This window comes from Arthrobacter sp. H41, assembly GCF_000520535.1.
GTDB lineage: Bacteria > Actinomycetota > Actinomycetes > Actinomycetales > Micrococcaceae > Arthrobacter_D.
On the sequence record NZ_KI914811.1, the window covers coordinates 40,263 to 44,198 of the forward strand.

Genomic DNA, 3,936 nt, shown 5'->3' on the forward strand with positions numbered 1-3,936 from the left:
CGAGCTCGGCGATCGAGTACATCGCCGAGCCGTCACCGGAGACAGCCAGCACGCGGGGGTTCTTCCCCTGTGACCCGAGTCCCACCGCGCCGCCGATGGCACCCGGGAAGCCGTAGCCCAGGCCGCCGGCTCCCTGCGCCGAGTGGAATTTCCCCATCCGGGCATCCCAGCAGCTCCAGGCCCAGTAGGCGGAGATGGTCATGTCCCAGAAGGTCTGCATGTCGTCCGGGGCTGCCTCGCGGATATCGGCCAGAAAGCGCCGCTCCATGGCGAGGTCCTGGGAATCCAGCCGCGCCTGCACCTTCGCGAGCGTGTCCGCGACGAGGACTCCGGCGTCGTACCCGTCCGTGCGGTTCCGGTCGAGTGTGCCCAGTCCCTCATCGAGTGCCTTGAGCGCCTGCCCCGCATCGGCGCGAATTCCCAGTGCCGGGCGGTTCGACTCCAGCACGCGCGGTTCGGCGTCGATCTGAATGATGCGTCCGCGTGGTTCGAGCGTGAAGTAGTTGGAGGTCACTTCTCCCAGGGAGGATCCGATCACCAGCAGGAGATCGGCGTCCTCGAGGACCTCCGTCACGTGCCGGTCCTCGACCCAGGACTGAAGTGACAGCTCGTGGTTCCAGGGGAACGCGCCGTTGCCTCCGGGCGAGCACACCACCGGCGCGCCCAGTTTCTCCGCGATGGACAGGAGCCATTCCTCGGCGTTGCCCCTCCGCGTCCCACCGCCGGCAACAATGGCCGGCCGCTTCGAATCATTCAGCCAGGCGAGTGCTTCGCGGACGAGTTCGATCCGGGGCGGGTTGTCGAAGGGCTCGGCGAGCGCGTCCTCCACTGCGGGAACCATCACGGGATCCAGCAGCACGTTCTGCGGCACCTCGATCCAGACGGGGCCCTGCGGTGAGGAGACCGCTTCGGTCCAGGCGTCCTGGATGGCCGAGGGGATGCCCGAAGCGTGCTGGATGAGCCGCTGGCTCTTGGTCACGTTGGCGGCCGACGCCTTCTGGTCGTCCAGCTGGTGAAGCATCCCCTTGCGGCGCGCGCCCAGTCCTTCGAGGGGGATCTGGCTCGCGATGACGATCATCGGCACGCCCGTGGCGTATGCCTCCTGCAGTCCGGCGAGGGAGGTGAGCGCGCCGGGACCGGTCGAGAGGAACAGCACTCCCACCTCCCCGGTCGCGCGGGCGAAACCGTCAGCGGCGAAGGCCGAGTTGTTCTCGACGCGCGACGAGACGAACGTCAGGTCCGACCTCGAAAGGGCATCGAACAGGCCCAGCGCGTGCTGGCCCGGAATTCCGAACACCGTCGTCGCGCCGAGCGCCGTCAACGTTTCGACCACGAGGTCGCCGCCGTTGCGCTGGCCGGTCAGGGGCTCGGGTGGGGCTGAGGCAGCGCCGCCGGTGATTTCCATTCAGTTTTCCTTGCCGTTGGGTGACGCGAGGTTGTCGGCCATCAGGCTGACCAGGTCGTATGCTACGTGCGACGCCGCCACACCCGTGATCTCGGCGTGGTCGTACGCAGGCGCGACCTCGACGACGTCGGCTCCGACGAGGTTCATGCCGCGGAGTCCGCGCAGGATCTCGAGCAGCTCGCGGCTGGTGATGCCTCCGGCTTCCGGTGTGCCCGTGCCCGGGGCGTGGGCGGGATCGAGGACGTCGATATCCACCGAGATGTAGAGCGGGCGATTGCCGATGCGCGCGCGGAGCTTGTCGACGATCTCATCGACTCCCTGCCGGAAGACATCCGACGACGTGACGATCCCGAACCCGAACCGGCGGTCGTCCTCGAGGTCCTTCACCCCGTAGAGGGGTCCGCGGGTGCCCACGTGGGAAATGGCCTCGGTGTCGAGGATGCCTTCCTCGACAGCGCGCCGGAACGGCGTCCCGTGGGTGTACTCAGCGCCGAAGTAGGTGTCCCACGTGTCGAGGTGTGCGTCGAAGTGGAGCATCGCCACGGGGGAACCGGCACGCTCGGTCGCGGCCCGGAGCAACGGCAGGGCGATGGTGTGGTCGCCACCGAGTGTGACGAGGCGGGCGCCGTCGGCCGTGAGGTCCAGCGCGTTCTGCTGCACCGTCTCGATCGCTTCGTTGATGTTGAAGGGATTGACGGCCATGTCGCCCGCATCGGCAACCTGCACGCTTTCGAACGGCGAGATGTCGAGCGCAGGGTTATAGGGACGCAGCAACCGCGAGGCCTCACGGATATGGTTACCGCCGAAACGTGCCCCCGGCCGGTAGGATACCCCGGAGTCGAACGGCACGCCCACGACGGCGATGTCGGTGCGTGCCACCTGGTCGAGGCGGGGCAGCCGGGCGTAGGTCGCCGCCCCTGCATAGCGGGGTATCCGGGCAGAGTCGATCGGTCCCAGCGTTCCGCCGGCCGATATCCGCAGTTCTTCCACGAGGTCCGCTTCCCTTGTCTCCAGCCTCGGCGCGTTCCGGCCGACTGGTTGCTAAATATGCATCAGTTGTTTCACCCTAGGCTAATTGTGCCCGGGTGTCCGGTCAAGGCCCGCGCCCCGGAGTACGGCACCGGCTGCGGACACCGTTAGAGTCGGGTGAATGGTAGATCCAAGGGAAACCCGAAGCTCCGCCGGCCTCCGGGTGGAGGACCGGAACGGATTCGTCCGGGTTCGCGGAGCGCAGGAGAACAACCTGCGCAACATCGACGTCGACGTCCCGAGGGACGCTGTCGTCGCCTTCACGGGCGTCTCGGGCTCGGGCAAGTCCTCCCTCGCGTTCGGCACCATCTACGCCGAGGCACAGCGCCGGTACCTGGAATCCGTGGCACCCTATGCCCGCCGGCTGATCCAGCAGGGACACAATCCGAAGGTCGAAAGCATCAGCGGACTACCGCCAGCCGTTGCTCTCCAGCAGCGCCGGGGCACGCCGAGCTCCCGCTCCACGGTGGGGACCCTCACCACGCTCTCCAACTCCCTGCGCATGCTGTTCTCCCGTGCCGGCACCTATCCTCAGCAGGTGGACCGGCGCCTGGACTCGGATGCCTTCTCGCCCAACACCGCCGCGGGTGCCTGCCCGCGATGCTCCGGTCTCGGTAACGCCCATACCGTCACGGAGCAAACGCTCGTGCCGGATCCCGCCCGAACCATCAGCGACGGCGCCATCGCAGCCTGGCCCGGCGCGTGGCAGGGCAAGAACCTCCGCGACATCGTCCGGGAACTGGGCCACGACGTCGACACCCCCTGGCGGGACCTGCCGCAGGAGTCCCGGAACTGGATCCTCTTCACCGAGGAGCAGCCGCAGGTGCAGGTGACCCCGCAGCGGGACCGCGTCGCGAAGCCCTACAATGGACGGTTCTGGAGTGCGAAGAGCTACGTGCTGCACACCCTGGCGAATTCGAAGAGCCAGTCGATGCGCGAGCGGGTGCTCCAGTACATGGAATCGGGGCCGTGTCCGCTGTGCGGCGGGAGCGGCCTGCGCGCCGAGGCACTCGCCGTCACCTTCGCCGGCCGGAGCATCGCCGATCTCAACACCCTGTCCCTGGCGGAACTCGCCGGGGTCCTCCGCTCCACCGCGGAACGGGAGGAACCCGATGCCGCGTGGCAGTCGCCGTCGTCCGGTGAAACGACCGGCGTGGCCGTCACCATCAGCCGCGATCTGCTGCAGCGCCTCGAGGTGCTCCTTGAACTCGGCCTGGGGTACCTGAGCCTCGGCCGGACCACGCCCACGCTGTCCCCCGGTGAGATGCAGCGCCTGCGCATTGCGACCCAGCTGCGATCCGGACTGTTCGGGGTGGTCTATGTGCTCGACGAACCGTCCGCAGGACTGCACCCGGCGGACGCCGAGCCGTTGCTGGGCGTCCTGGAGGCACTGAGGGCGTCGGGCAATTCCGTGTTCGTCGTCGAGCACAACATGGACGTGGTGCAGCGTGCGGACTGGATCGTCGACGTCGGGCCGCGAGCCGGCGAGGACGGCGGCACCG

The 3,936-nt window shown here is 68.1% G+C and carries 2 protein-coding genes and 1 pseudogene; 1 reads left to right on the plus strand and 2 read right to left on the minus strand.

What is annotated here, in order from left to right; all coding sequences use genetic code 11:
* On the minus strand, positions 1 to 1,405 hold a 1,405-nt coding region (locus Y705_RS19625), incomplete at its 3' end, for a thiamine pyrophosphate-binding protein (RefSeq protein WP_049822698.1).
* Entirely contained in the window at positions 1,406 to 2,395 is a 990-nt protein-coding gene (gene speB, locus Y705_RS19630) for an agmatinase (RefSeq protein ID WP_049822699.1), read from the minus strand.
* 160 nt (positions 2,396 to 2,555) lie between these two features.
* Here speB and Y705_RS19635 point away from each other — a divergent pair.
* Positions 2,556 to 3,936: pseudogene (locus Y705_RS19635) on the plus strand (ABC transporter); the annotation flags it as partial.